Origin of the sequence: Lysinibacillus sp. CNPSo 3705 (assembly GCF_028674935.1) — a bacterium.
Classification (GTDB): Bacteria; Bacillota; Bacilli; order Bacillales_A; family Planococcaceae; genus Lysinibacillus.
The window spans coordinates 1-21,033 of sequence record NZ_JAQZSD010000004.1 but is presented as its reverse complement, the minus strand read 5'-3'; the positions used below and the strand labels follow the sequence as shown (position 1 = coordinate 21,033).

20 protein-coding genes and 1 other annotated feature are annotated in these 21,033 nt (G+C 35.4%); of the genes, 5 read left to right on the top strand and 15 right to left on the bottom strand.

What is annotated here, in order from left to right; all coding sequences use genetic code 11:
• Positions 1-88 precede the first annotated feature (88 nt).
• Positions 89-310 (top strand): hypothetical protein, encoded by a 222-nt coding sequence (locus PVA17_RS02435; RefSeq protein ID WP_274066776.1) that lies wholly within the window; start codon positions 89-91, stop codon positions 308-310.
• Positions 311-581: 271 nt separating this feature from the next.
• Here PVA17_RS02435 and ileS read toward each other — a convergent pair whose 3' ends face one another.
• The 6 genes from ileS to PVA17_RS02405 all read right to left on the bottom strand — a co-directional run bounded on the left by ileS (position 582) and on the right by PVA17_RS02405 (position 7,761).
• Positions 582-3,671, bottom strand: coding sequence for an isoleucine--tRNA ligase (gene ileS / locus PVA17_RS02430; protein ID WP_274066775.1), 3,090 nt, complete (start codon positions 3,669-3,671; stop codon positions 582-584).
• Between the two features lie 54 nt (positions 3,672-3,725).
• Positions 3,726-3,965, bottom strand: a binding site (T-box leader).
• 81 nt (positions 3,966-4,046) lie between these two features.
• On the bottom strand, positions 4,047-4,898 hold the full coding sequence (locus PVA17_RS02425; RefSeq protein ID WP_274066774.1) for a DUF2785 domain-containing protein: 852 nt from the start codon (positions 4,896-4,898) through the stop codon (positions 4,047-4,049).
• Between the two features lie 26 nt (positions 4,899-4,924).
• Positions 4,925-5,581, bottom strand: a complete 657-nt coding sequence (locus PVA17_RS02420; protein WP_274066773.1) for a hypothetical protein — start codon at positions 5,579-5,581, stop codon at positions 4,925-4,927.
• 131 nt (positions 5,582-5,712) lie between these two features.
• Positions 5,713-6,681: a hypothetical protein gene (locus PVA17_RS02415; RefSeq protein ID WP_274066772.1), complete on the bottom strand. Its 969-nt coding sequence runs from the start codon at positions 6,679-6,681 to the stop codon at positions 5,713-5,715.
• On the bottom strand, positions 6,674-7,195 hold the full coding sequence (locus PVA17_RS02410) for a sigma-70 family RNA polymerase sigma factor (RefSeq protein ID WP_274066771.1): 522 nt from the start codon (positions 7,193-7,195) through the stop codon (positions 6,674-6,676). The genes PVA17_RS02415 and PVA17_RS02410 overlap by 8 nt, the downstream gene beginning before the upstream one ends.
• A gap of 122 nt (positions 7,196-7,317) precedes the next feature.
• Positions 7,318-7,761: an Lrp/AsnC family transcriptional regulator gene (locus PVA17_RS02405; protein ID WP_274066770.1), complete on the bottom strand. Its 444-nt coding sequence runs from the start codon at positions 7,759-7,761 to the stop codon at positions 7,318-7,320.
• Positions 7,762-7,902: 141 nt separating this feature from the next.
• Here PVA17_RS02405 and PVA17_RS02400 point away from each other — a divergent pair, with 141 nt between their 5' ends.
• On the top strand, positions 7,903-8,487 hold the full coding sequence (locus tag PVA17_RS02400) for a DJ-1/PfpI family protein (RefSeq protein ID WP_248716063.1): 585 nt from the start codon (positions 7,903-7,905) through the stop codon (positions 8,485-8,487).
• A gap of 49 nt (positions 8,488-8,536) precedes the next feature.
• On the opposite strand, the gene PVA17_RS02395 is transcribed toward PVA17_RS02400, so the two are convergent.
• A complete protein-coding gene (locus PVA17_RS02395) occupies positions 8,537-9,388 on the bottom strand; it encodes a LysR family transcriptional regulator (protein ID WP_274066769.1) in 852 nt (283 codons plus the stop codon).
• Positions 9,389-9,564: 176 nt separating this feature from the next.
• Between PVA17_RS02395 and PVA17_RS02390 the strand changes: the two genes are divergently transcribed.
• From PVA17_RS02390 to PVA17_RS02380, 3 genes are all read left to right on the top strand, one after another.
• Positions 9,565-10,707 (top strand): MFS transporter, encoded by a 1,143-nt coding sequence (locus PVA17_RS02390; protein ID WP_274066768.1) that lies wholly within the window; start codon positions 9,565-9,567, stop codon positions 10,705-10,707.
• 446 nt (positions 10,708-11,153) lie between these two features.
• Positions 11,154-11,471 carry a hypothetical protein gene (locus tag PVA17_RS02385; protein ID WP_274066767.1) on the top strand — a complete coding sequence of 106 codons (318 nt, stop codon included), beginning with the start codon at positions 11,154-11,156 and terminating at the stop codon, positions 11,469-11,471.
• 76 nt (positions 11,472-11,547) lie between these two features.
• Complete coding sequence (locus PVA17_RS02380) at positions 11,548-11,946, top strand: hypothetical protein (protein WP_274066766.1); 399 nt, start codon at positions 11,548-11,550, stop codon at positions 11,944-11,946.
• 100 nt (positions 11,947-12,046) lie between these two features.
• On the opposite strand, the gene acnA is transcribed toward PVA17_RS02380, so the two are convergent.
• The 8 genes from acnA to PVA17_RS02340 form a co-directional block, all read right to left on the bottom strand.
• Positions 12,047-14,752: an aconitate hydratase AcnA gene (gene acnA, locus PVA17_RS02375; protein WP_132360763.1), complete on the bottom strand. Its 2,706-nt coding sequence runs from the start codon at positions 14,750-14,752 to the stop codon at positions 12,047-12,049.
• Between the two features lie 504 nt (positions 14,753-15,256).
• Entirely contained in the window at positions 15,257-15,730 is a 474-nt protein-coding gene (locus PVA17_RS02370; protein ID WP_274066765.1) for a hypothetical protein, read from the bottom strand.
• A 109-nt stretch (positions 15,731-15,839) separates the two neighbouring features.
• Positions 15,840-17,240 (bottom strand): KAP family P-loop NTPase fold protein, encoded by a 1,401-nt coding sequence (locus PVA17_RS02365; protein WP_274066764.1) that lies wholly within the window; start codon positions 17,238-17,240, stop codon positions 15,840-15,842.
• Between the two features lie 608 nt (positions 17,241-17,848).
• Complete coding sequence (locus PVA17_RS02360; RefSeq protein WP_274066763.1) at positions 17,849-18,928, bottom strand: hypothetical protein; 1,080 nt, start codon at positions 18,926-18,928, stop codon at positions 17,849-17,851.
• Between the two features lie 120 nt (positions 18,929-19,048).
• On the bottom strand, positions 19,049-19,792 hold the full coding sequence (locus tag PVA17_RS02355) for a peptidoglycan recognition protein family protein (RefSeq protein ID WP_274066762.1): 744 nt from the start codon (positions 19,790-19,792) through the stop codon (positions 19,049-19,051).
• Positions 19,792-20,061: a holin gene (locus PVA17_RS02350; RefSeq protein ID WP_274066761.1), complete on the bottom strand. Its 270-nt coding sequence runs from the start codon at positions 20,059-20,061 to the stop codon at positions 19,792-19,794. The genes PVA17_RS02355 and PVA17_RS02350 overlap by 1 nt, the downstream gene beginning before the upstream one ends.
• Before the next feature lie 18 nt (positions 20,062-20,079).
• Positions 20,080-20,466: a hypothetical protein gene (locus PVA17_RS02345; protein WP_274066760.1), complete on the bottom strand. Its 387-nt coding sequence runs from the start codon at positions 20,464-20,466 to the stop codon at positions 20,080-20,082.
• 158 nt (positions 20,467-20,624) lie between these two features.
• A partial coding sequence (locus PVA17_RS02340) for a hypothetical protein (RefSeq protein ID WP_274066759.1) occupies positions 20,625-21,033 on the bottom strand: 409 nt, incomplete at its 5' end.

Below are 21,033 nucleotides of genomic sequence, written 5' to 3'. Positions count from 1 at the left end.
TCATTAGCCGCGGTGCTTATAATTTTTTTATAATGGCTTCGTTCTTACTTTTAAACGTTCTTGGTCACTAAATTTTGTGATATGGGGCATGTACTTAGCGATATTTTTTACGCCTATATTCACAGTTGCTGGTTCATTCATTTATGCAGACATAAAAAAAGACGGATTTGCAGGATTAGGATTTCTGACTTTATTCGTGCCACTTGAAATCATTGCAATCCTTATATTTATTGTTGGTTGTATAGGCTGTATAGTAAGTAAAAAAAAGAAACAACATGAACATCCATCTACGGTCGATTTAGTTGAATAAGGCTAATTTACACTTCATTATAGTCAATTTTTTTTAAAAAGGAGTTTTTCCATTTATTTATTCCTCGCTACACAATTTGTTAGAATATTTACAGAATATTATACTTTTATATAACTCAAACTATATCTTTAAACACAAAAAAGCTGAACTAATATCAAAATTAGTTCAGCTTAAAAATAGCCTATTTCAGATTGTGTGCATTGTAAAATACGGGTACCGCAGCAGTGTCTGGGCTTACTTGATCTCTTGTCGACCAGAGCATTAAAAAATTTTATAGCTTAAAATAAACAGTAACTTTTTCATCAAACACTTCTGTCTCCATATATTGTTCACTATGATGGTCACTCACATAATGAATATCCTTTAATAACACATTTGCCTTTAATACCGCTTCGTGCTGCTGGATGATGGTTATTGCTTTAGCACTTCCAGTAATCGAAATCGATACATATTGCTCAACAGGCAGTTTCCATTGTTTGCGTGTATCTTGAATTGTGCGAATTAATTCCCTTATTTGCCCTTCCTCAAGTAAGCTAGATGTCAGATGAACATTGATAAGAACTCGGCATGAAGCATCTTCTGCTAACATATACTGGTCCTTTACAATGGATTCGGTTAACACGTGGGATTTTAACAATGTTACCTGTTCCCCATCGATCGATAAAGCTATTGAACCCGTTCGCTGTAATATATTTTTTTCCTCGTCATTTAAATTCACTACATAATCCTTTACTTTGTTCACTCTAGCTCCAAATGCTGCACCTGCTGTTTTAAAATTAAGCTTATATTGAACCGTTTCGTAAGCTGAAAAATCATTTGTCCAAACGCATTCTTTAATATTTAATTCATCCTTCACGAGCTCGCTATATGGTTGATAATTTGTTAACTCGCCATCTACAGAAACAATGATTTCAATTAACGGCTGTTTTACCTTGATTCCTTGACTATTACGGATGCTACGGCCAAGCTCAACGACTGTTAAAATATTCGCCATCTCTTTTTCAAGCTTAGCATTAACGAGCGATTCATTGTATGTTGGGTAGTTTTGTAAATGAACACTTTTTCCTGCTAATTGTCGATATAAATCTTCCGCAATAAATGGTGTGAATGGTGCTAGTAATTGACAAATTGTCGTTAGTAGCTCATACAGTGTACTATAGGCACCTCGTTTATCCTCTGTCAGCCCATTTGCCCAAAATCTTGCTCGTGAGCGACGGATATACCAGTTACTTAGTTCTTCCACAAGCTTGCCGATTTCACGTGTTGCCTGTGTAAATTGATAGTCATCCATTGATTTTGTCACAAGCTGAATTGTATGATGTAACCGGGAAAGTATCCAATGATCTAGCTTTGTACGTTTACCTGTCTTTTCAGCATCGTACGAGAAGCCATCTATTTCCGCATATAATTGATAAAATTTGAACGTATTATCTAGTGTATCAATTAACTTTGATTTCGCATCCATCACAATCTTCTTAGAAAAGCGTTTAGGATTCCAAGGAGAACTGTCCACTAAGAATGCCCATCTTAAAGCATCTGCTCCGTACTGTTCTATTAGTTCAACTGGCTCTAATGCATTCCCTTTACTTTTCGACATTTTCTGCCCATGCTCATCTAAAACATGCCCTAAGGAAAGGACATTTTTATAAGGTGCCTTCCCTGTAAATAAAGTCGAAACCGCTAATAAACTATAGAAAAAGCCTCGTGTTTGGTCGATGCCTTCGATGACAACATCAGCAGGGAATTGATTGTGAAAAGTAGTAAGGTCTCCAAAAGGATAATGATGCTGCGCAAATGGCATGGATCCACTATCAAACCATACATCCATCACTTCTGGTGTACGTTCCATGTCACCACTACATTTCGGACAAGTACACACAACCTTGTCAATATACGGCTTGTGAAGCTCGATGCCTTGTAAAGTGCCTTTCGCTAATTCTTTTAAAGATGCCATACTATTTGGCGCCTCTTCATGACCACAATCCTGACAAACCCACACATTTAGCGGTGTACCCCAATAGCGATTACGGCTAATATTCCAGTCCACTAAGTTTTCTAAGAAATTGCCAAATCTACCGTGTTTAATGTGATCAGGATACCATGTAACTTGTTCATTATTTTGTAAAAGTTTATCTTTGAATGAAGACATATTAATAAACCAGCTGTCAGTTGCGTAATAAAGCAATGGTGAATCACAACGCCAGCAATGAGGGTAACTATGCTCATATTTTTCCTTATCAAACAATAGCTCCTTTTTCGCAAGCATTTTTATAATATCGACATCACAATCCTTCACAAATTTACCGGCAAGCTCTGCAACCTCTTCTGTATAGCAACCCTTTAAATCAACAACATTCACAAACGACAGCTCATTTTGCTGTACCGTTTTATAATCGTCCTCTCCGTACGCAGGTGCGATATGGACGATACCAGTTCCACTATGCTCTGTGACATAATCCGCTAATACAACGACGTGCCCCTTATTCACTTCGACATAAGAAAATGGTGGGGTGTACGACACACCTTCAAACTCGTGCCCCTCATGTTCACTTAACACTTCAACTGAATCAGTAAAAACTTTATGCACTAGCGATTTTGCTACGATATAGACTTTATTGTGCTGCTTCACTCGAACATACATAAGCTTAGGATTCATAGCTAATGCAACATTGGCGGGTAATGTCCATGGAGTCGTTGTCCAGCCTAGAAAATATTCATCTTTATCCTTTAGCTTAAACATTGCTGTGACAGACAAATCCTTTACATCCTTATAGCCCTGTGCAACCTCATGAGAGCTTAATGATGTTTGACAGCTAGGGCAATATGGTGAAACTCGGTGCCCTTTATATAAAAGCTTTTTCTTGTGCACGTGACTTAAAATATTCCAAACGGACTCAATATAATCATTACTTAGCGTTAAATACGGGTCATCCATGTCAATCCAATAGCCAAGCTGTTCCGTAAAGGAGCGCCATTTTTTCTCATAAGTAAAGACACTGCCCTTACACTCTTGAATAAATTGTTCAACACCATAATTCTCAATCTCTTGCTTGCCAGAGATACCTAGCTTTTTTTCCACGCCTAACTCTACAGGCAAACCATGTGTATCCCAGCCAGCTTTACGTTCAACCAAATAACCTTGCATCGTTTTATATCGAGCCACAACATCTTTAATTGTTCTGCCAAATGCGTGACCTACGTGTGGTAAACCATTCGCAGTTGGCGGACCTTCATAAAAAACAAAAGGCTTATTGCTAGAACGGTTCGCCACAGACGCTTGGAACGTTCCTTCTTGTTCCCACAATCGACGAATCCTTGTCTCTCTTTCTACAGTTGTTTCTTTTTTCACTTCGACTTGCATGTACATTCCTCCTATACTAAATGTATAAAAGGCATACAAAAAACCCCGTCCCAAGTAAGGGACGGGGTTAACCGCGAATACCACCCTAATTCTATTGAAGCAACGTTCAATAGCACTCAGCAACGTACAATCATACGTGTTCTTTTTAACGGTAGACACCCGGATTAGCTTACTATGTTCAGCCAACCTTCTCAGAGAGGATCTTCATGTAACACCTGCACACCGACTTCCACCAATATGTCGGCTCTCTGTAGAACAAAATGAAACACTACTCTTTCTCATCAACGAATTTGTATGCTTTTATTGTCACTCATCTTAACAAACTAATTTTCGTCTGTCAATAATTTCAAAGTACTAATATTGGTAGTAATGTTCCTATAATTCATCAAGACATGCTTCGATGCTTTTATGAAGAGTCACGAACTTAGGATTCCCATTTGTTTTAATATAAAAGCTTTTCACAAAGGATTTACAGTTAAAAACTAAGATTCTATGATGCTGTACATCGAGCTGTTCTTTTTTTACTCTTAAAGTAGCAGGTAATACTTGCAGTAAATTAATGATCTCTTGCTCCTCTAAACCATGCCCAAGCATTGTGAAAATAGGTACTAAAACCCGTTCATCTTCATTATGTATGAAAGCATAATTTTCTTGCAAAATGGCGTTGTATAATGCCCTTACAATTTCAATATAAGAGGCTTTATTTAATTTTGGACTTTTCACCAATTCATTGATTGCATCAGCCATATGGGCAACACTATGAGCCCACCCTTTCACTGGCACATAGCCCCTTACATCCTTCTCTGCTGCTAAATAAGCTAGTATTTTATCTTTACAATCAGCGATTTTCTGTTGGGATAAAAAATCGTCTGCGTTATCTCTAAATAATATTAGGGCAATCAATAGCGACGTAAATGTACGGGTAAATACTAAATCCGATTCCCTTTCTTCGATACCCTTATATAATAAATGATTCAAACATTCCTCTAAGAGCTCCGTTAAATGTGCATGCTCTAGTAAGTTTTTTTCATGGATCAAGTCATAAAACGATCCATAAATTAAGTCATCTCGTAGTTCACTATCTAATGAACCGATATGTAGCATCATGGATTGAATGAGATCCGTATGATCCTTGTGCTGCCATGTAATAGCTCCACTTTGTAATTCTTTGAGTATTTCTTTTAATTCATCTTCCTTCAATAAGTTTTCGTTTTGTAGTATACGCACTGTTTCTCTCCTTTTCATGTTTGCTGTTATTCTAAATAATCAAAATGTCTTTCATGATATATACCATCAAGCTTCCATCCCTCATTAAACCGTACATAAGTAAACTCCTTCTGCTCGTTGTCCATTACAACAATTACTTTGCTTTTCCAAAGAAAGGTCGCCGCACGCACCTTTCCATTTCTGACCTCATTGATTTGGTCAGACAAAGAGAGCAGAGTAGATGGCGTAACACTATTTTGTATCAAATATTGCGGACGGTCAGAGCTATCTTGCAACTCCTTCATTACATGTTCATGAAAGGCAATCACTTTTTTATTAGTATCATACATACTAATCCCAAGTGAACCAATGCATAAAACGAGTAGACTTCCCAATAAAATGACATTCTTTTTCTTTAACCCTATATAAAATCCCCATTTATCTTCCTTTTTGTATAAGAAATAATATATGCCTATACATAATGGCCAAACAAAAAGAATTTGCCACATTAACACCACCCAAAAGTCATCACCAAAAGACACTAAATATCTAATCATATTATGATTTAAAAACCAAAGAGGCAAAGTCCAACGCCAAGCTGAATTCTCCTGGGAAAGACTTTTAAAATAGATAAGTATAAGTGGAAAAGATAGAATAAATGCTAACGAATTGTCCATTATTACAGTTATCAATGCTTTATTCACTCCCCAGCACCTATTTTTTAAGAAAACATCATCATACAAATACTCACAATAATTGTATCCTAATCCAAATATATAAAACAGCTAATAAAAAAGCTAGACATTCTTGAAATTTTCGAATGTCTAGCCTTGATTCATTTATGATCTTCGAGTATTTTCATGCTATCTATATCTGCAAATCTTATTTTAAGATCATCTTGTTCTCCTACTAAATCTGTACTATATTTCACTTCTACATCATCTCCAAGCGATAATGTTGTAGGAGCATCGATTAATGGGAACCACGTACCATTACCATGTTTTTTTACAATGTCTTCAATTGATAATTTACCTATATCCGATGCGTCTGCATAAGAAACTACTAAAAATTCATGTTCCTTGATTGCTACGATTATCCCCTGTTTAGAATGGAGTTCTTTTTCCCCAACCGGAATATCAAATTTTTCACGTAAGGCTACTATTTCTTGACTATAGTGCTTATCTAAATAGTTCAAAGCATCTTTCATGACTAGAAAATATAATATCCACCTATTGACATCTTTGTATTGACTCTTTTCCTGCTCCAAAAGTGAATTGATTATAGTTAATTTATAAGATAGTGGTTTAATATATTGTTCGATATATTTTTCTTTTGTAAGATTCAGCATTTGTAATTGTTCAGCAAGTTTCGCTTCGTTTTGATTTACACTTACTTCCACCAATGATTCAAGCTGTTCATCAATTTGTTTTTGCGTAGGTACTAACCCCTTTGATTGAGCGTAAGCATAAAAAGATTCAATCTGTAAAAAGGATTCAAAGTTCTGCTTCTTTGCATCATTGGACCTTTTCTGATCATTTACCCGGGAATCCGTTTCTAAATAGAAGTTTAGAAATTTTTCATCCAATACAGTTGGTATGCTAGCTGATTGCTCCTGACTTCCGCTGAATTGGGTATACAGAAATATTCCAATACAAACTGTTAAAATTATAGACATTACACTATATTGCCAACGCCAAGATCTTTTTTTCATCTCACGCTGTTCTAAATGCTGTACAACATTGGTCATAACACGATTTTTGCTTTCGGTTAAATCATTTAATACCCTCACATCGGCTTTACTCATGCAGCAGGACCTCCCATTCAATATGCTGTAGCTTTGGCTTTAATAGCTCTCGTCCACGACGTAGCCTCGTTTTCACCGTACTCTCAGGAATACTTAAAAACTCGGCAATTTTAATAACAGGCATTTCCTCAAAATAAAAATAAATAAGGACCTCTCGCTGTTTTAATGGTAGTGCTAGGATGGCGTTTTCGACTAAGGTTTGTTCATCCTGCTGCACTAGCATGTCCCTTTTCGTGACAGCCTGCTTGGCAAAGATCTTCTGTTGAACTTGTATTTTACGGTATGTCCAGCTGCGTAAATAATCTTTACTTTTGTTGATGACGAGCCTCGATAAATATGCCCGTAATTCTCCTCTTTCTTCATAGTTTTGCTCATTATCGTAAAATTTAATAAATACATCTTGAACGATATCTTCAGCACTTTGTAAATCTTTGACGTAATAAAAGGCAAGTCGGATGAGCCTTTCTGTATGCTGCTGCATTATTTCTTCGAGTTCGTTAATTTCAAGCAACATCTCTCCCCCTCTCTGCCCTATAAACGGTGTTCACAGTATAGAGGTTTGTTTTATTTTGGATTTTTTTAAATAAAATCTGTTTATGATGGATTTTTCTCTGCTGTCCTCAGTTCCGGACTCAATTACTCTAAATTTTCAGCAGAAAAAGGTGCAATGACCTCTTTTTTTGTTGAAGAAAGCACAATATTAGTTGATGGCGTTCCATAAGGCATTGCGTCATCGATAAACTGCTCTAATGTTTCTACCGAATTGGTCGCAATTTTGACGATATAACTGATTTCACCCGCGACACGATAGCACTCTAGGACATCGGGATGTGCGTTACAAAAATTCGAAAGACTTTTACAATCAATGGATTTAAATAAAATAATAGCCTGAATGTCGCGATTTAGCTTTTTTAAATTTACTTTTGTGCTATAAGCTTCAATAATCCCCTGCTCTTCTAATTTTTTAACACGCTCAATAACTGCTGGAGAGGATAAATGAACCATCACCGCTAATTCCTTCATCGAAATTTTTGCATTTCGTTGCAATTGCTGTAAAATTTCTTTATCTATTTGATCCATACATATCCACCTTTTTTAATAAATTAGATTTCTTAGAATTCCTTTTATTATAAAGCAATTCATCTGAATTACATTATACAGCTTCTGTCATTAGATAGCCCTTTTCTTTACAATTAAACATATAAAGGAGGTATTACCAACATGAAAAAAATATTATTACTATTAGCAAATGGATTTGAGGCTGTTGAAGCGAGTGTTTTTACAGATGTACTTGGCTGGAATAAATGGGAGGGCGACGGCACAACAGAGATCGTGACAGTTGGATTGCATCAGCAATTGCAATGTACATGGAATTTTAACGTAGCTCCCGAAAAATTGCTGCATGAAATTTCATTAGAGGATTTTGATGCACTGGCGATTCCTGGTGGATTTGAGGAAGCTGGATTTTATGATGATGCTTTTAGTGAGGAATTCCAGGCGGTTGTTCGTCATTTCGATGAACATAAAAAACCGATTGCAACGGTTTGTGTAGCTTCCCTAATTTTAGGTCATAGCGGAGTGCTGAATAATCGAAAAGCTACTACTTATAATCATCCAACAAGTAAACGATTAGCACAACTACAATCCTATGGTGCAGACATCGTCAATGAACGAATTGTTCAAACTGAACATATTATTACATCATCAAATCCTGGAACTGCATTCGACGTTGCATTTAGCTTACTCGAAATGCTGACATCTGAGGAAAATACAAAAAAGGTTAAGGATTTAATGGGGTTTAAATAATTTAAAGAAGCTGTCTCCTCTAAACGTTTGGAGACAGCTTCTTTTCTATTTAATTTAATATTAATTGATAGTATTTCGATCCTAATTCTTTATTTTTTGTAACTAATGAAATCGTTCTGGATCTCCCAAAATTATGAATAGGTAAAGCAAAAAGTTGAAGATGACTGATATTTTTAGCCATTAGCTCGGGTACAATCGTAATTCCCATTCCAGAAGTTACAGCCCCAAAAACGAAATCACCAAAGTTCACTTCACTTATGATATTCGGCGTGTAGCCAAGGGATTGTATTTGTTCTACTATATCCTTCCTTGAATCACAAGGAGCTTGATGAACAATAAGTGGCTCCTCACACAATTCTGCAAGCTCAACTGTTGTTCTTGAATTAAAACGATGATTCACAGGAAACACCGCATAGTAAGGTTCCGTAAACAATTCCCAAGTCCACAAAGATTGTCCGGTATATTTGGCATCTACAAAGACTGCATCAAGTCTACCTTTTTCTAAAGATTGTAGCAGTTCGTTTGAAGTATTTTGAATCATTAATGTTATAGGTCGATCTAGTAACTTAAGTTTTTGCATTTTGTTTGGCAAATAGTAAGTGGCTAAGCTAGGCAGCGCACCAATGGCAATAGGATTTCTTTGACTAAATTGTTGCAATTCTTTACGAATAGCAGATATTTCCGTCAAAACGGGTGTAATTCGAGTGTAGAAACGTTCACCAGCTTCTGTTAATTCGATACCAATGGATGTCCTATGAAATAGTTCGATGCCAAGATTATTCTCTAAGTTTCGTATATGTTTACTTAGTGCAGGTTGGGATAGATTCGTGATTTGAGCAGCTTTAGAAAAACTTTTTTGATTGGCAGCAGCAATAAAACTATGTAACCATTCTGTATTCATTGTATTCCTCCATACCCTATAACGGTTTGTTATACCCCTATAAAATAGTGATTGTTCCATATTCAACGTTTTTTAGTAACCTATTAAATATAGATGGTACTTCGATTATAACATATTGTTATAGGTTATCTAATCGACATATTACTTAGCATCATTAATATATGGAGGTTCTATAAATGAAAAATGTTTTATTATTATCCTTTGGCATGTTTGCCTTAGGTTTTGATGCCTATGTGATCGCAGGGCTTCTCCCAGGAATTAGTGATACGTATCAAAAAAGTACAGCGCAAGTTGGCCAAACTGTAAGCATTTTCACGTTATTTTACGCAATATCAGCGCCGGTATTTTCTTCTTTACTTGCTGGAAAACCAATTAAAAAAATCTTAATATGGTCAATGTTAATCTTTACGATAGCGAATAGCATCACAGCTTTAGCACCGACCTTTTCTATTCTTCTACTATCGAGAGCAATTGCGGGAACTGGCGCTGGCTTATTTTCACCTTTAGCTGTAGCGGCTTCTACAAAGTTTGTTTCTAGTGACAAGAAAGGAAGAGCTCTAGGATTGACTATAGGGGGAATGAGCTTGGGAACAGTGCTTGGTGTTCCTTTAGGCATCTATATATCGAACGTATTTGATTGGAAAGTAACACTTTGGCTATTAGTGATAATCGGTGTCATTGCTGTTGTATGTATGGTTATTTTTTTGCCTGATTTCCCAACAACACCTCCCCCTGCACTTAACGAACGATTAAAAATGTTCCTAGATAAAGGAGTAACTATAACCGTATGTATAACATTTTTCGCCAGTGTTGCTAGCCTAGGATTATACACATACCTATCTCCCTTAATAGAAGAAATGGCAGACTCTAGTAATATTACGATATATCTTTGGGCATGGGGCTTCGGTGGCTTAGTTGGAAGTATAATGATTGGTTACTTAATCGACTATTTCGGAAAACCAAAATCTTTAGTTACAATCATTTTATTTACTTTAACTTTATCCTTTATTTGTATACCAATAATGATAAACTTACCTATATTAAAATACTTACCATTCTTTGTCTGGGGCGTAATGGGGTGGGCATGCCAAGCACCTCAACAACATATTTTACTATCGTTTCATCCGAAAAATGGAAGTTCTGCAGTAGCATTAAACAGTTCAGTAAATTATTTAGGCAGTGCAATCGGTGCAAGCTTAGGCGGTATTGTACTTTCCTTACACATTGGAACAATAACATTGATTTATTTCGCAGTAATCTCTATGTCCTTCGCCATTTGTTTACAGTTCTTTAGTTTGAGGAACAAATCTAGTGTTTAGACAAATTAATAATTGCGGTTCTAACTATTGATTTGATGATCCCGTTATTTTGATGGTTAGAATGGCAGCTTTGACTGGGTAATCCCTTCATTTTAGGATGGGGCTTTCCGTCGTTATGGCTGTTCTTTCCGTCGTTTCAATGGTTCCATCCGTCGCTCTGGTGATTCTTTCCGTCACTTCGGCGGGTTCTTCCGTCGCTCTGCCGATTCTTCTGTCAAGTCCTTAATATTGTGTAAAATTCTATACAAAGTTTTTCAACCCGATTTTAGTTTTCCTAAATTTTATAGACTACGTTGGAATTCGCCGCTAAAACTTTGAGTTTCGCCGCAAACCACACAAAGAACGCCGCTAAACCATAGAATTGCGCCGCCAACCAAGCAAAGAACGCCGCTAAACCATAAAGTTTCGCTGCTAACAAGCTTTTTGCAATTCTATCAGCGATGTTTGTGGTTCTATCAGCGATGTTTGCGGTTTTATCAGCGATGTTTGCGATTCTATCAGCGATGTTTGTGGTTCTATCAGCGATGTTTGTGGTTCTATCAGCGATGTTTGCGGTTTTATCAGCGATGTTTGTGGTTCTATCAGCGATGTTCGCGGTTTTATTAGCGATGTTTGCGATTCTTCGTTTCGTCCGTTCTTTCCTTCGTTTCGATGGGGCTTTCCGTCATTGGAGGTTCTCTATCCACGATTTCGGTTGTTCTATCCACGATATCGGAGGTTATATCCATCATCAAGAGTTCTATCTACCATTATCGAGGCAATAGCACGCCTAATATTTGTAACTATTAGTAAATTATTTCGTCTAATTGGCAAAAGAATGAAAATTTTGGAGGCAGTCTAATGAAAAAATTTTTGTTTCTAATTTTGTTAGTAAGTCTTTTTTTGGTTTCTGCTTGTACAAATGGGAAAACGCAAACACTAGAAACTATTTATAAGGATGCAAAAATTGAAAATATAGATAAAGTGGTCATCCAAGATGGTTCAACTGGTGCTTCAAAATCGATAACTAGGCAAGAACAAATCAATGATTTCATTGCTCTGATTAAAGATATAAAGTATACTCCGCAAGACAATCAAGAAACACGTGTTGGATGGAGATATGGTATTACTCTTTTTGATAGTGAAAGAAAATTTAAATTCACATTAAGTGAAATTGATAATACCTACTATGATTCAAACCCGGATATTTATCCTATTGTAGAAAACTATTACAAACAGTTGGAAACTGAAGAAAAGTAAAGCTTTTAAAAAGACTCTCACTCCATAACCAATCCACGCATTTTTTATGTACAAACACAAAAAACCGATCTCCTAAGAGATCGGTTTTTTAGTTAAATGATTATTGAGCAGCTTTCGCGCGAAGAACCATTTGTAGGATACCACCGTGACGGTAGTAGTCTACTTCTACTTCTGAGTCGAAACGAGCTAAAGCTTGGAAAGTTTTAACTGATCCGTCTTCAGATTTAGCAGTAACTGTTAAGATTTCACGTGGTTTCACGTTATCAGTAATGTTTACAGAGATTTCTTCTTTACCAGTTAAGCCTAAAGTATCAGCTGATTCACCTGGCATGAATTGAAGTGGAAGAACACCCATCATTACTAAGTTAGAACGGTGGATACGCTCGTAAGATTGTGCGATAACTGTTTTGATACCAAGTAAGTTAGTACCTTTAGCAGCCCAGTCACGAGAAGAACCCATACCGTAGTCGTTACCAGCAAGTACTACTAAGCCAGTACCTTGTGCTTGGTATTTCATACATGCGTCATAGATGTACTCTACTTCACCTGTTGGCCAGTAAGTAGTGAAACCACCTTCTGTACCAGGAGCAACTTGGTTACGGATACGGATGTTTGCAAATGTACCACGCATCATAACTTCGTGGTTACCACGACGAGAACCATATGAGTTGAAGTCACGGATTGCAACACCGTTTTCGATTAAATATTTACCTGCAGGTGTATCTTTACCGATTGCACCAGCTGGAGAAATATGGTCAGTTGTAATTGAGTCACCGAACTTCGCCATAATGCGCAAGCCTTCTAAGCCTTTGATAGCTTCTGGCTCTTTCGCAAGACCTTGGAAGAATGGTGGGTTTTGGATGTAAGTTGATTTGTCATCAAATGTGTATAGAGACTCAGTTGATGTTTCAATTGCATTCCATTTTTCGTTTGCTGTGAATACAGTTTCGTATTCTTTTTGGAATAATTCACGGTTAACTACAGTACCTAATACAGCGTTAACTTCTTCAGTTGAAGGCCAGATATCAGCGAAGAATACTTCGTTGCCATCTTTGTCTTTACCGAATGAATCTTTTTGTAGGTCGATATCCACAGTACCAGCAAGTGCATAAGCAACAACAAGTGGTGGTGAAGCTAAGTAGTTAGCTTTTACAAGTGGGTGTACACGACCTTCGAAGTTACGGTTACCAGAAAGAACTGAAGTTACGAATAAGTCGTTCTCTTTGATAGCGTCTTCGATTTCAGGAAGTAATGGACCTGAGTTACCGATACATGTTGTACAACCGTAACCTACAGTGTTGAAACCGATTTGGTCAAGGTAAGTTTGTAAACCTGAATCTTCAAGGTAACCAGTTACTACTTTAGAACCTGGTGCTAAAGAAGTTTTTACCCATTTAGGCACAGTTAGACCTTTTTCTACAGCTTTTTTCGCAACTAAGCCCGCAGCGATTAATACGTAAGGGTTAGATGTATTTGTACAAGAAGTGATTGCAGCGATTGCTACAGCACCTGTTGGGATTTCTACATCACCTTCAGCAAATTTAGCTACAGAAGTTTTTGCGAATTCATCTTCAGTTAAACCGAAACCTTGTGTACCTTGTGGTGCCACTACTGCTTCTTTGTAACGAGTACGCATTTGTGATAGTGGAATTAAGTCTTGTGGACGTTTTGGACCAGAAAGGTTTGGTTCGATTTCAGCTAAGTTTACTTCTAATACGTCAGTGTAAACTGGCTCTAAAGTTGGATCGAAGAACATGTGGTTAGCTTTTAAGTAAGATTCTACAACCGCAATGTGCTCTTCGTCACGACCAGTTAAACGCATGTAGTTTAATGATTCTTCGTCAATTGCGAAGAAACCACATGTAGCACCATATTCAGGAGCCATGTTAGAGATTGTCGCACGGTCAGCTAGTGGTAATTTAGTTACGCCAGGTCCGAAGAACTCAACGAATTTACCAACTACGCCACGTTGACGTAATACTTGAGTTACTTTTAATGCTAAGTCAGTAGCAGTAGTTCCGTTTGGAAGATCGCCAACTAATTTAACACCGATAACTTCTGGGATTGGGAAGTATGAAGGTTGACCAAGCATACCTGCTTCAGCTTCGATACCACCAACGCCCCATCCAAGAACGCCGATACCGTTGATCATTGTTGTATGTGAGTCAGTACCTACTACTGAATCTGGGAAAGTTTCGAATGTACCGTCAGCATTTTCGTTCACGTGTACAACTGGAGCTAAATACTCTAAGTTTACTTGGTGAACGATACCAGTTGCTGGTGGTACAGCACGGAAGTTATCGTAAGCAGTTTGAGCCCATTTTAAGAAGTTATAACGCTCAGCGTTACGTTCGAATTCTAGGTCCATGTTTGCTGCTAATGCAGATGCATTACCGTATTTGTCAACTTGTACTGAGTGGTCAATTACAAGGTCAACTGGAATAGCAGGGTTGATTTTGCTTGGGTCTCCACCCATTTCTTTCATAGCAGAACGTAGAGAAGCAAGGTCAACTACTACTGGTACACCAGTGAAGTCTTGTAATACTACGCGAGAAGGTTTGAATGGTACTTCTGCTTCTGGATCTGCACCGTTACCCCATTTTGCTAATTCGTTTACGTGCTCTTCTTTGATAACGTATGCATCATATTGACGTAAAACTGATTCTAATAATACTTTGATTGAGTAAGGAAGGTTTGAAACTTTTGCAACGCCAGCTTTTTCAATCGCAGCTAAGTCATAGTAATTATAAGTTTTACCATTAACTTCGAATGATGCGCGGCTGTTGTGTAAATTACCTTGTGCCATTTGCGGATCCCCCTAAATATCTTTTTGAAAAGGCTATATAAATTTTAAAGCATCTTTTCTCCAATACCCATGATAGCTCATTTATATTCATAAGTAAATTACATTAATATTATCTTTTTCAATAAGTAATCCTTATGACCTTGGTTTCTATCCTGATGTTTTTAATTTTTTGATGTGCATAATATCAAGGTTTTGCAAATTGGAGATTATTATACCTTTCTATCTAAGTGTATTTAAATGTATTTAACTGGGGCACTTTTTGGGGCACTTTCTGGGGCACTCGTAGTTTTTTTAAAAATGGTGCCCCAACAAAAAATTATATATTTATAAAACTCGTTTCGGACAGGTACGTTAGAAATTTTATCAAAGTAATTATAACTACTATTAAACAGGATATGATTGTATTAATGTTTAATGTTGTTTTTCAAATGAATTTTAGGGAAACCCTATCCTCTATCAGGGTTTCCCAATCATATTTCAGATTAATGTAATTCATAAAAGCCACTATACAGATAAATATTTTACATAATCTTCGAACTGAGATAAATAATTCTTAAAATTGTTACCCACTTCTTTCAAATCACCATATATATTTTGATCTGCTAGATAAAAAGCATCCGATAAGTAAATCATTTCAACCTCTATCCACTTATTACTTTCTTCTAACTGTAAATGGTCACTTAATCGAGTTAACATTGAAAAAATTTCTGATAAGTTGTTGGTTGAAAGATAATATTCGTTCAGTAGTCCGAGTAATATCTTAGAAGGAAGGTCGTTTAAATCTCCGTTGAACAATTTCAATTTCGAACAGACATCAACGGGTTTTTCCTGTGAAGACAATGATATTTCAATTATTTCATAAGGTGGATTATCAAGACTTTCAATAACATTATCAGCCCATTTAATTACATCTTGAACAGTATAAAGACCTATTAATATTCCTAACCTATATACTTCCGCCGTTACTTTTATTTCCATACTAAAACTCCTTCTTTATAATGTATTTCTAATTTCCCTGACATATCCACGCCAAATTTTCCGAACTTACAATTTGGTTAAAATTATTTAATGATACCCCTATTAATTTTCATTTCCCTTGTTCATAATGTAAGTTTTTCTTGCTTTTTTGTAATATGTCAGGATATGGATTTAAAAATATTGTTGCGCAAGGTATTACATCCTTTAATTCATAAATTTCAAGATAGTTACTTTCATGTCTTACATAATTTGGGGTAATCAAACTAACATGTTCTCTCACAGACTTTAGAAAAACCTCTGTGATATCATCTTTGACATAATTATTTTTGAATGTTCGTTCCTCACACTTAGTTGGATAAAAAATATAGGCAATAAGAATTAAAAATGCTGTATGTATAGAAAAATCACGGTATAAATACTTCTTTAAAACACTTTCAAAATAGCCTGGCCAAATTTCTTTTAAGCGTTTCGAAAAATACAAAAATGTTCTTGGGTTTTTAAGATTCAATTCATCATTTAACATTTCAAATATTGTCATATATGAAGAATTTATTTGCTTCGGATCTAATGAATTTAAATCCCAATTATTATCATCCTTCTTAAAGGTTTCATTAAATCGGGAAATGTTGGATGAAATAAATTTATCTCTGTTTAAATAAAAGTACACATCTAAACATTCTATTAATACTTTATCTGGAAGTTGAGTTGGATCTAGGGTACTTATCAAAAAATGCTCTACTAATGTTCTTAGTTGATATTTAGTATTAATATAATAATTATTTTGAAAAATCTTGTCCAAATATTGCTTAGATCGACTAATCCCTTTATTCTCCAATGCTTCATGAATCATTATTTCATCCATAGCTACAATAAAAATAAGTCCAGGTAAATCCAATGCAGATTTTATCATCTGAAAAATTGTAATTATCTCATCAGGAAAAAGTCTATCAAGTTCATCTATCATTACAACTATCTTATTATCTGTTCCAATATGAGTCCTGTACATCTCTTCATATAATTCCTTCTTCCTTCTAGACAAGGGCTTATTAAATAGTATCTCCCCAACTCCTTTTACTGATTCACTAGTTCCACTAGATAACGTACTTGCACTTCCCGGTTCTAAGCCATTTGATATTGCTCCAAAGTAAGTGGCTACTTTAGTGGCAGACGGAACAATTTTTAGAGCATAATCAATAAACTTTTCTTTTGTTTTTGTTAGCCCACCATCTATCTGATAATAAATTTCTTCGAAAAGAGAATTTATTAAACTATCGCGATCAGTAATTATCCACGGGTTAAAGCGAATTACTCTACACTTATCATTATTTAAGTAATGTTCAATGAAATTTAACATAGTAGACTTTCCAGATCCCCATGGACCTCTAATACTAATCGAATAAGGTAAATAAGATGGATATTCATTAATGGATGATGCTATTTCAATAGCTTTTGATTCAAAACTAAGTTTGTCATCTTCTATCACTTCCAAGGGTAAATAATTTATCTCCATAGTCCTTGCTCCTATACACAAATTTAATCTTCTTCAAATATATTCTAGAAAAATAACCAAAGTCCTTCGAAATACATAATTTACCTATTGTTAAATTCTTGTTTTTAAGTTCCCTATTGAGTATTTTAAAGCTACCTTTATTTATTTGATTAACTGTATGTATTCTCACGTGAAGTATTTTGGGTACCAAAAAATACGGACAGAAATGTAAATAGACCAGGCTAATGACTAAGCCTGGTTACATCTTTTTACATATGAGGATAGAATAGTGAGGAAAAAGTAGTAAACCAAAATAAGAACAAACGTTCTTGCTATTTCATATTAATTTTATTATAATTATTTCACACAACAAGTTCTGCAGTTTCCTTGAATATTCAACTACCTTCATGTATAATCTTGTTTTTATTTCTTGATAAAAAATGCAATTAATGCGATTATAAAGATAACTAAAAGAAAGGAATGGAAAAATATTATGAAATTCATCCAAGTAATTTATGGTTATTCGTTGCTCTTGTCTTCTGTTTACCTTGTTACAAAGTTGATTTCATTGTTCATTCCTAACATGCCGTTAATTTTCACTTTATTAATTATAATCGCTGGTAGTATTTTTAGGATTCACCCGCATCCTGATCGTCCTGATTATCCGTTTGCATTTGATCTCCGAATACCCTACCTGCATCGAAATTAGAGATTTGAAGTTGGAGCCTCAACCGCTCAGCTTGAGTCTCTAATTTTTTTGTTTCCCAAATTTCTCGTTCTTTTTCTAATTCAAATTGAGTACGCTCGTTTTCTAACTGTTTTGCCCTTTTTTCCTCAACCATCACTTCCATCTCTAATTCACCTTTTTTGTGTGATTGAAAATATGGTAATATCCCTTTTAGTTTTATCCCCATAATATTGACTTCGCCAATTATAAAACCACTCAAAACTGTAGTAACTGCTATTATTGTTCCAGCATTCTCTGTTACAAACTCAATTAATCCAGGGCTTTGTACATTTGATTTAATAATCATCTCATCTGAATGCTCTTTAATGATTGAATAGAAATCATACCATTCATTTACGTTCAAACCTTCTTTTTTGGAAATTTTTATAGTACCATGACATATTCCATCTTGCACATATATTGGTGCTAATAATTGATTAATATTATCTTTATTTTCCTCTAAATTAAATATAGTTTGATGAGCTGATAATATCCAATAGAGTTTATCAGAAATTTCACGACGAGATATCTCTTTTATCCATTTTACATTTCTCCTTTTGAGAAATGGATTAATTGCAAAATTAACCTCAACTTTAGAAGTAACTTCTTCTTCTGTTATCTGATAAACATCACTTGTAATAACACCTATTAAAAAATCCTTTGAATTTCTAGAAGGTACTAATATTAAATCACCAATTTTCATCTCTACAATAAATTTTTGCGTCCTACTGACAGCATGAGCGACTTGTTGAGATGTCCAATCTGAATAAACCTTACTATAAATATCCTTAAAAAATTCTGTTGTAATACCAACAAGACTTCCTTTATTGTACTTTGAAATCATCTCAAGTGTAATCTCGTTATCTGAAACAGCTATAAAATTATTTAGGAAAAAATCATCATAATATTTCCCTCCATCGGCACGAACTAGCCAATAACCTGTATCACTAGGTATTTCTAAAATACTACTAAAAACATCCATTAATTTTCCTCCATATGTAAAATTATCTATTCTACTAATATATCAGAAATAATGAAATAATTTAAATAAAAGAGACGAAGACCAGGACAGCAATTAATTAAGCTATCTTGGTCTTCGCTATTAAGCACCTACTATATTTGTTACCCGAGCTAATTTAGCTGTCTCAATTTTTTTCGCCCCTACCTTCGCTGCATCTATACCTGTAAACGTTCCAGTTTTAACACGCCATCTAGCTCCGTCTGGTTCGATGTAAGCTATCCAACCGAAACGATACTTTAATACATCAAGAACATTTTCTGCAGCTTGAATTGTACTATATGTGCCTGTTAAAACACGGTATTTATTGTTATCTGTAATAGGACTAGGTTGTTGTACAGCGCCACTTGCTGTTTTAACCATTGCGATGAATTGAGACCAACTCACCTTTCCAGCACGCATTTTGCTAGGGCAATTTTTACCACTAAAATGATTATGTTGGACCACATTACTAATCGGTATACCTTCTTCTTTCATAATTTTAGCAACGAGTTCAGCGGTATTTTGTACAGCTTTTAAGTAATTGCCATCACTATTAACACACATCTCCACCTGAATACCTTCTTTGTTGCCTTTGTCGGACCCAGCCGCCCAACAAGCCCAATTATGTTCAAATGATTGTACAGCTTCTTTATCATCAACTTGCCAATTCCAACTAGCTTGTCTGTTGTTGCCGTTCATCTGTAGACGAGCATGGGCATCAGCATCCGCGCCAGTTCGATCATTATCCGTTTCATGTACAACGATATAATTTTTTTTATTGATCTTACCATATGTGATTTTTGCTGCTAATGATTCTGGAACTAACTTTTTACGAATAACTACCATTATTGAGCACCATCCTTTTTAGTTAATGATTTTGCCAGATCAAATGTGCCGGAGGCAGTTAAACCCGAAATTGCTCCTGCTACAGCCATGACATATGCGTTGTATTCAGAAAGTGGTGTGAAAACCAATCCAATTAAAATACCGATTACAAGAGACGTAATCGGCATGTAACGAGCTTTGATATTAAATGTCTTTTTTAGCACCTCTGAGACTGCTAAAACGATAGCAGCGATTGCCATTGCAACAATAAAAATGTTTGTTAAATCCATATAAAATACCTCCAAAGTTTAATTTTTAAGTAATGATTCGATTAGTAAATAAATTAAGCCACCAGCTGTTAATAGCTTGATGGCTAAGTCTAAATAAGAGCTAAACTTTTGTTTTCGAAACTCAAGTTCATCTTTCTTTTCTGAAGCATTTAACTCATAATCACGAATTTCTTTCGCTTCTTCCGCTTTTTCACGACCTTCAATCAACGACCATTGTCGGTCTGTAAGTTCCTTAAAAAGATTTCGTGTTTCCTGATTTTCTTTAAGTATTGTATTTTCTAATTTCATATAGCTTTGTTCAATATTTTCAAGTTGCTTACTTTTTTTCACATCCTGCTTTTCTAAAAATTGCAGACGTTTTTCGTGATCTGTCAGGCGGTGCTCGACTGTCGTAGTATGTTCCAATAACATCACCAATCCTTTGCCCTAAAATAAAAAGCCGTGAGACGCATCGAGAATCAGTAACATGTACTGTTGGCCATCTTGATTGCACTCATTGCGCATAATAAAAGCCCTCTACAATGAATTGTAGAGGACTAAAGAGTATATTTCGTTTTTAGAATTTAAATAGAAATTTCAATACTTCCACTTGTTCTCTCTTCATCAAAAGTTACTATAAAATCATTGAACCTATAGAATTTTTCTAATACATCAAAATGGTCTTTATCAACAAAGGATAACTCACCATATATTTCTCTTACACCAATTGATTTTAAATATTTCTTTGCATAATTCAATAGAATTGTTCCATTTCCCACATGTTTGTCTTCTGCAAAAATGTCTTCAATCTTACATTTAGCAATGGGATTGGTAGAACTTCTAGTGTAGATAGTACCATATAATCTTGGAACAGGATGACGTCTACTAAAAGAGGATTTTAAATATAAATCAAACGAACTTTCATTAGCTAATAAACAAACATAATATTTTTCATTAAGCTTGTTTTTTTCTACACCCATTATAGTATATTTA

Coding starts and splice junctions, on each gene's coding strand:
- PVA17_RS02435 (WP_274066776.1), top strand. CDS start 89: ATGTACTTAGCGATATTTTTTACGCCTATATTCACAGTTGCTGGTTCA.
- PVA17_RS02350 (WP_274066761.1), bottom strand. CDS start 20,061: ATGGATTTAACAAACATTTTTATTGTTGCAATGGCAATCGCTGCTATC.
- ileS (WP_274066775.1), bottom strand. CDS start 3,671: ATGCAAGTCGAAGTGAAAAAAGAAACAACTGTAGAAAGAGAGACAAGG.
- PVA17_RS02360 (WP_274066763.1), bottom strand. CDS start 18,928: ATGGATGTTTTTAGTAGTATTTTAGAAATACCTAGTGATACAGGTTAT.
- PVA17_RS02370 (WP_274066765.1), bottom strand. CDS start 15,730: ATGGAAATAAAAGTAACGGCGGAAGTATATAGGTTAGGAATATTAATA.
- PVA17_RS02390 (WP_274066768.1), top strand. CDS start 9,565: ATGAAAAATGTTTTATTATTATCCTTTGGCATGTTTGCCTTAGGTTTT.
- PVA17_RS02365 (WP_274066764.1), bottom strand. CDS start 17,240: ATGGAGATAAATTATTTACCCTTGGAAGTGATAGAAGATGACAAACTT.
- PVA17_RS02395 (WP_274066769.1), bottom strand. CDS start 9,388: ATGAATACAGAATGGTTACATAGTTTTATTGCTGCTGCCAATCAAAAA.
- PVA17_RS02405 (WP_274066770.1), bottom strand. CDS start 7,761: ATGGATCAAATAGATAAAGAAATTTTACAGCAATTGCAACGAAATGCA.
- PVA17_RS02400 (WP_248716063.1), top strand. CDS start 7,903: ATGAAAAAAATATTATTACTATTAGCAAATGGATTTGAGGCTGTTGAA.
- PVA17_RS02410 (WP_274066771.1), bottom strand. CDS start 7,195: ATGTTGCTTGAAATTAACGAACTCGAAGAAATAATGCAGCAGCATACA.
- PVA17_RS02355 (WP_274066762.1), bottom strand. CDS start 19,792: ATGGTAGTTATTCGTAAAAAGTTAGTTCCAGAATCATTAGCAGCAAAA.
- PVA17_RS02380 (WP_274066766.1), top strand. CDS start 11,548: ATGAAAAAATTTTTGTTTCTAATTTTGTTAGTAAGTCTTTTTTTGGTT.
- acnA (WP_132360763.1), bottom strand. CDS start 14,752: ATGGCACAAGGTAATTTACACAACAGCCGCGCATCATTCGAAGTTAAT.
- PVA17_RS02415 (WP_274066772.1), bottom strand. CDS start 6,681: ATGAGTAAAGCCGATGTGAGGGTATTAAATGATTTAACCGAAAGCAAA.